5 protein-coding genes are annotated in these 6,953 nt (G+C 55.7%); all 5 read left to right on the top strand.

The window, feature by feature from the left end; all coding sequences use genetic code 11:
- Nucleotides 1-2,517 precede the first annotated feature (2,517 nt).
- The gene (locus EOM25_10945; protein NCC25693.1) at nucleotides 2,518-3,222 is read left to right on the top strand and encodes a hypothetical protein; all 705 of its coding nucleotides are present in this window, start codon (nucleotides 2,518-2,520) and stop codon (nucleotides 3,220-3,222) included.
- Between the two features lie 58 nt (nucleotides 3,223-3,280).
- On the top strand, nucleotides 3,281-3,880 hold the full coding sequence (locus tag EOM25_10950) for a hypothetical protein (protein ID NCC25694.1): 600 nt from the start codon (nucleotides 3,281-3,283) through the stop codon (nucleotides 3,878-3,880).
- Nucleotides 3,881-3,886: 6 nt separating this feature from the next.
- On the top strand, nucleotides 3,887-4,540 hold the full coding sequence (locus tag EOM25_10955; protein ID NCC25695.1) for a hypothetical protein: 654 nt from the start codon (nucleotides 3,887-3,889) through the stop codon (nucleotides 4,538-4,540).
- Nucleotides 4,541-4,657: 117 nt separating this feature from the next.
- Nucleotides 4,658-6,331, top strand: a complete 1,674-nt coding sequence (gene gspE, locus EOM25_10960; protein ID NCC25696.1) for a type II secretion system protein GspE — start codon at nucleotides 4,658-4,660, stop codon at nucleotides 6,329-6,331.
- 13 nt (nucleotides 6,332-6,344) lie between these two features.
- The coding region (locus EOM25_10965) for a type II secretion protein F (protein NCC25697.1) at nucleotides 6,345-6,953 on the top strand (609 nt) is incomplete at its 3' end.

Consider the following 6,953-nt stretch of genomic DNA (forward strand, 5'->3'; position numbering starts at 1 on the left):
TGCTTTGGCCAATGCGGTTCTTCTTGAACACATTGATTTCTCTCCCTCGTTTTTCAAAGGGGCCCTGTTTAACGTCGGAGACAAGAAGGGCCTCTTGACATTGGCTCATCACCACGACCCCAAGCTGTCACGCCCGTGTGGCAACAATCCAGCCAATTTCCACCGCTATGTGTTGCAGTATTTGTACGAGCAGCCCATCGGAATAGCTGCCGACCTGAGCCCTGGGGAGGAATTCTGGTCATATCCCATTTTTTGGTTTTCCATGAACATCGTTGAATCCTCATCCTCGTCCCAGGTTTTTTGCCGGATCCGTTACGCTAACGACATCGGCATTCATCCAGATTTTCAGGGCCTTGATCAGCACGAATCGAGCTTCAGCTATGTGTTGTATAAAGACGAAACTGGTGCCTATACCGGAGGGCAATGGACCGGAAACAACCACCCGGCCATCGTCTGGGTGCCACTTGAGCAGCATTCCGACATCTATTGTCTGGATTACGACCTGATTCGTGAAATCGCCGTGTCTTCCGGAGACGGGTATGAAAACGTCACCCGGATCGGTCCTGGGCACGCCCCATTGCTCATGAAGCCCGGTTCGACCCGCAGTTTTATTCTGGATATTCCGGCAAATGCCGATCCCAGGATTTCATTGGGGCTTGACCCCCAGTCCAAGGCTGGCATGGTGACCTATGAGATCTTGCGAAATGATAGACGCGAGGCCAATGGAACGGCCTTTCGCGAGCTTGCCACCCATGAGCTCGACACGACCCAGACCGAGGGTGAATACATCCTTGCCTTGGCGCACACGGGAGATACTAAGGATACGGTGGCCGTGCACGTCTATGTGGATCTGGACATGGCCAGCTCCAGTTTTTCCTGCCAGCCAGCGGTGAATTTTAATCGTGGAGGCTGGATCGGAGCGGCTTGCGCCAACGCTGACGGCTCTATTTTGGAGAATCCGGCCCGGGCCATTGTTCTTGGCCAAAATGGCCTGCCCCTCAATGGGTTGCCCATCCCTTCCGGCATCAAGGAAAATCAGAAATGGGCGGCGATGGTCGATCGTGAGCTATACACAGATCTGGCGTTTGCCGGATCACCCGCGGCCGTTCGGTTCGTGTCCGAACATCCCCTGGCCGCCGTCAATCTTTCCGGGACAGCCGGAAAATTGAGCTCCAAAACCGATGCCGTTCCGGGAGGATCGGGACTGATTCGAGGCGTGGTGCCATTTTTCACAGATTCCATGAATTTCCGCCAACAGTCGACCTGTGTCGTGCACAATCAGCACAGGGTGTCTCAAACTATTTTTCTGAATTATTTTAGTCCGTATGGAGGCCGCATCTCCAGTGGGACCATAACCCTGCCGCCTGGAGCGACCAAAGTATATTCAGGCTCACATCCGGGCGGGGCGTCTGGTGAATGCTGGGCCCTGGTGCAGGGGACGTCGGCCCTGCACATTCTCAACCAGGTGGAATTCAGACCGGACAGATGGGATGAACTGCCGGTTCTGGCCATCGGCACCTCATGGATTATTCCCCACGTGGCCTCGGGAGGCGGCTGGACCACTAGGATAACCCTGTTCAACCCGTCCGGTCGGGATCAGGACGTCCTTGTCATGGCCATTTTGGGCGATGGAACCAGCCGAGAGTTGCATTGGAGCCTGCCTGCCTGGACTAGGCAGGAGCGAACCATGGCCGAGATGTTTCCGTCAGCATCCGCCGCAAGTCTTTCCCAGGGTTGGGCCTTGGTCCGTTCTCCTGGTGAAACTGCCGGGTTCTTCTCCTATGAGGCCGAAGGGATACGGTCGTCCCTGCCGATGGTGGCCAATTCCGGAGAACAGAGAACAACGGCCCGGTTGGCCCATGTGGCCCAGGACGGGTATTGGTGGACAGGGTTGGCCGTTTTGAATCTGGATTCCTCATCAAATCGAGTGCGTATCCAGGCATTTGAGGCCAATGGTGATTCATTGGGTACGGCCGAGCGCGTACTGTCTCCATCGGCCAAGTCGGCTTGGACCATTTCCTCCCTGTTCCCGAATAATTTTTATCGGGCTGCCAGTGTGACCGTGACGGCCGATGCCGGAATTTGCCCCTTTGCTCTCTACGGAGGGGCCGATGCGTCCGGCAGCGTGCTTTCGGGTTTACTTTTCTAACCAGCAACAAGGAACAATACAACATGGCGGATAAAAGGATATTGTTGATCCTGAGTGTTCTCGTGGCCGTGACCCTGACTTTTTTTCCGGGATCAACTGCTGTGGCTGACGAGGACACGGCCTTGCCGGATGTTCGGATCATTGCCCAGGGGGCTATGCAGGGGCTCACATTCCCTGCCGGGTGAGGGAATCTCAAGACGGGGGGGCTTTCCCGTCAGAAAACCATTGTCGACAGTCTTGTCGCCCCTGTGGGCACGGAGCGTTCTCTGGTCGTCAACACCGGGGACAATTTTAGCCTGAAGCAGAGTCCCGAGCGGAACTTGGCAAAATTATATATGAAATCTTTCTCCGCCTCAGGTGCCGTATGTGTGGCCATTGGCGAAAGCGAGCTCTATTTCGGGCCGAAAATTTTGAGCCAGGCCACGCAGGATGGTCCGCCTCTGGTGGCCTCCAATCTTGGGGATAAGGCCTGGGCCGAAATCACCCAGCCCTACGTGCTGGTGGATAAAAGCGGTCTGCGCATTCTCGTGGCCTCGGTTATCGATCCTCTGCTCATGGCTTCAAGCACGGTCCACGCTCACGTGAGTGATCCCGTTTCCGCGATTTTGGAGGTGCAACAACAGGCTCAAGATCACGATCTTTTTGTGCTCGTGGCCCATACCACCATGGAGCGGGCCGAGGAGTTCGCACTCAAGGCAGGAGGGGTCGACGTGCTTATCCAGGGTGCAAAACTTCAGGCCCCTGTGTGCAGGACCATGGAGGCAGGGGACGCCGGGTCCACGGGATTGATTGTCATAGCCAACCGCAGCCAGGGGGTGACCGTATCAGCTGTGGACTTGGTCAAGAAGGATGCCGGTTTTGTCTTGCAAAATCAGGTGATGCGCACCGTGTCCTCGCAGGAACCTGAAGACCAGATCACTCTTGGTTTTATGGAAGATTATGAGAAACTGGCTCGTAAAGAAAGTTTGAGGCGGCCCGAAGACGGATATTACGTGCAGACGAACCGTGACTTTGATTTTATGGAGTATATGCGCGAGAAGTATCAGGGCTTTGGACAGGGCGATGCGAACTAGGGCCGCCTTTTTTTTTGTTTCGGCATTTTTTTTCCTCATGGACACAAAAGCCTTTGGAGTGCCTGTTTCTTTTGAGGTGGCTTCCGTCTACACGGATCCAAGAGGTCACGTTGGAGCGCAGGAGATCGTCTGGCTTTACGAGCGCCAGGGGAAAAAAATAACGGTTCGGGACAAGAACGAGGCCGTGGGCACCACGGTTTTTCTGTATCCCGACGACAGAGGACGGCTGCGGGAAGCCCAAGTGGTGCTAGCCGTAAGGGGCAAGGACAGGGTTTTGAATTTTTCCTTTGACCCCGAGAAACCGGCCCTTGTACCGGATTCTTTGCCCCCGGCGGATTTTCTTAATGTGCTCCTTGATTCCGGGGACTGGCCTCGGGAATACAGCGTGCGCGAGGAGGTTGCCGGCGTGGCCTTTGCCTCCACCCTGCGACTGATCCGCGAGGAACTGACCTTGGACCAGGCTATGGATGAGGGGTTTATCCGTGCTGAGGACACCCGCCGTTTTGATGATCAGATGTTCTGGGTTTACAGGGTGATCAATGTCTCGGCCGGGCCCGAAGAGGAAGAGATCCTCATGCAGGTCTGGCCTAAGAATGGATCGTTTTGGATATTCGAAGCCGCGCCGCACCGGTCGTCGCATTTTATCTTCAAGGATTGATCTCTGATGAAATATAAAAATATTCTTTTTTTCTGCTTGATGGTCGTTCTTCTGGGCTGTTCCACCCGGGGGCCTGTGACCCCGAATGATTCGGCGACCTCTCACGCTGTGGTTTGCGATCGGGCTGGCCTTGTTGTCACTGTCGATCCTTCTTTGGAATTTGTGGGCCGGATCCAAAAGACCATGAGCGCCAAGCACGAGCCAACAGTACGCACTTATACGACCCAGGTGTTTATCCGCGCCGACTCCAATCGTCGGGTGCAGGCCCTGGCTGTGGTGGAGGAGGCCGGGATCGAAGATGGTATCTGGCTGGATGAGACGAGCAACCGTTATGATCTTCATCGGCAGGGCGGAAGATTCGGTTCTTGGGAGTATCGGGGGAGGGTCAACATATTTTGCGGAAACGATTATTATGTTGAACAATTTTTGAAAGAAAATGGGTATGTAATGGATGAGTGCCTCCTATATAGCGTTCGGAGCGGTTTGTTGAATTTCGGCAGAAACGAGAAGCTTTCCGTACAGTATGCCGAACCGGTGGACGACGACGAGGTTGGAAATTTTTTTGGAGATGAATTCAGATTGAAGGGTAAGGACAAATTTGTCCGAGAATTTTACGAACGGTCTCAAGCATTGCTTGGCATTGTGGCTTCGTCGGATTGACGTGACGGCTTCCCGGCCCTAAAGGAGTCTGAACGCCGTCATGAAATTTTGGAATATCAACGGCAGAGGGGGCGCCTTCTGCCGTTTTTTGTTTTTATCGCTCAAGTATACTTTTTTATGCCTTCACTTATAGACATCATGGTCGAGCGGGGTCTGGTGGCTCGCAAGGACTTGGACCAGATCATCTCCGCCGGAAATTTGGCCGAGCCGCCTCACAGGGTGGCGGTCCGGTCCGGGCTCGTTTCCGAGGACGATTTTCTGGGCATCGTCGGCGAGGAACTGGGGCTTGAGTTCGTCGCGGCCTTGCCCCAGGGGTACGATCCCGGGGCGTTCGGGGCCTTATCGGTCTTCTTCATGGAGGAACACTGTTTTCTTCCTTTGGCAGTGAACGGGGAGGTCAGGATCGCCGTCAGCGATCCCTTCGACTACCTGGTCATGGATACTCTGAAAAAATTGTATCCGGGCAAGCGGGTCCGAATGTATCTGGCCCGGGAGGAGCAGATCCGGTCCTGGATTCGGGCTAATTTTCGGGGCGAGGAAGAGGATGCGAAAGAGTCTGAAGAGGAAGAGGCCGGAGAGCCGTCGATTTTTTTGGACGAGGACCTGGAGCAGCTTCGAGATCTGGCCTCCGAGGCTCCGATCATCAAGAAGGTCAACTATTTCCTGACCAAGGCCGTGGAGGTCGGGGCCAGCGACATCCACATAGAGCCCTTTGCCGACCGGTTCATCGTCCGGTTCCGGGTGGACGGCATCCTCTTGGAGTTCGACCGGTTCCCCAAGCATCTTCAGCAGGGGGTAGTCACCCGCATCAAGATCATGGCCCAGCTCGACATCGCCGAGCGCCGCATTCCCCAGGACGGTCGTATCCGGATCAAGGTGGCCGGGAAAAGCATCGATCTTCGGGTCTCTTGCCTGCCGACCATGTACGGGGAGAGCGTGGTCATGCGTATCCTGGACCGGACAAGCATCACCTTTTCGCTCGACACCTTGGGGTTTCCGCCCAGAGAGTTCGAACTGTTCAACCGGCTCATTCTGGCGCCCTACGGAATCATTCTGGTCACCGGGCCCACGGGGAGCGGCAAGACCACGACCCTCTATTCGGCGCTGAACACTATCAACTCGGTGGAGAAGAAGATCATCACCATCGAGGATCCTGTGGAATACGAACTGGACGGGATCAATCAGGTCCAAGTGAACGCCAAGGCTGGACTGACCTTTGCTGGGGGCCTGAGATCCATTGTCCGCCAGGATCCGGACGTCATCCTCATCGGTGAGATCCGGGATCGGGAGACGGCCGACATCGCCATTCAGTCGGCCTTGACCGGACATCTGGTCTTCTCCACCCTGCACACCAACGATTCGGCCAGCGCCGTGGCCCGTCTTCTGGAGATCGGAGTCGAAGACTATCTTTTGACCTCATCGGTCATCGGCATCATGGCCCAGCGTTTGGTTCGGGTTCTCTGCCCCAAGTGCAGGGAGGCATTTGTTCCGGATCAGGCCATCGTCTCCAGGCTGCAATTGTCATTTATCCCCACGGACAAGACTCCCATCTATCGGCCCAGGGGCTGCGAGCATTGTTCCCAGACCGGGTACAAGGGTCGGCTGGCCATTTTCGAGCTTCTTCTGGTCACCGACGATATCCGGGAGCTCATCCTCGAAAACCGCAGCTCCGTTGCCATCCGCAACAGGGCCTTGGAAAATGGGATGGTGCTCCTTCGGGGTGACGGTTGGAATAAGGTCCGAACAGGCCAGACCTCCATTGAGGAGGTGCTGCGGGTGACCGGAGCCTGATCCGAGAGGGGACATGGACTATTCCTACAAGGCCATAGAAAAGGGCGGCAAGATCAGAACCGGAAGCATGCCCGGAGACAGCGAGCGGGCCGTGGCCATGGCCTTGCAGCAGCAGGGGTTGGTCCCTCTGCGCATTGAGGCTTCCGAAGGGGCAAAGAAGGCCGGACTCAAGGGCAGACCCGGGGCAAAACGGCTCAAAAAGGCCAAGACGACCAGGGACCTGTTGCGGCGGGAGGTCCATTTCTCCTTTTTTCAGGGAGTGCGAAACAAAGACTTGATCATGTTCGCCGAGGATTTGGCCATCCTTTTGGAATCGGGAATCCCCCTTAATAGAAGTCTCGGTATTCTCGGTGAATTGACCGAACGGAAAAAGCTTCAAGGTGTCATCCTTGACGTTCATAACCGCATACGGGAAGGAAGTTCTTTGCACGAGGCGCTGGAGGCCCAGGCCGGGGTATTTCCTCCGGTGTTTGTCAACATGGTCAAGGCCGGAGAGAGCGGCGGAGTCCTGGACATGGTCCTGCGGCGGGTGGCCGAGTATCTTGCCAGCGTCCAGGAGATCAGGGACTATCTCGTTTCGGCCATGATCTACCCCATGATTCTGTCGGTCACGGCCGTGGGC

The sequence above is a fragment of the Deltaproteobacteria bacterium genome (assembly GCA_009929795.1).
Lineage (GTDB): Bacteria > Desulfobacterota > Desulfovibrionia > Desulfovibrionales > Desulfomicrobiaceae > RZZR01.

Excerpts from the sequence above, each read along its gene's own strand:
- EOM25_10955 (NCC25695.1), top strand. The coding sequence starts at position 3,887 with ATGAAATATAAAAATATTCTTTTTTTCTGCTTGATGGTCGTTCTTCTG.
- gspE (NCC25696.1), top strand. The coding sequence starts at position 4,658 with ATGCCTTCACTTATAGACATCATGGTCGAGCGGGGTCTGGTGGCTCGC.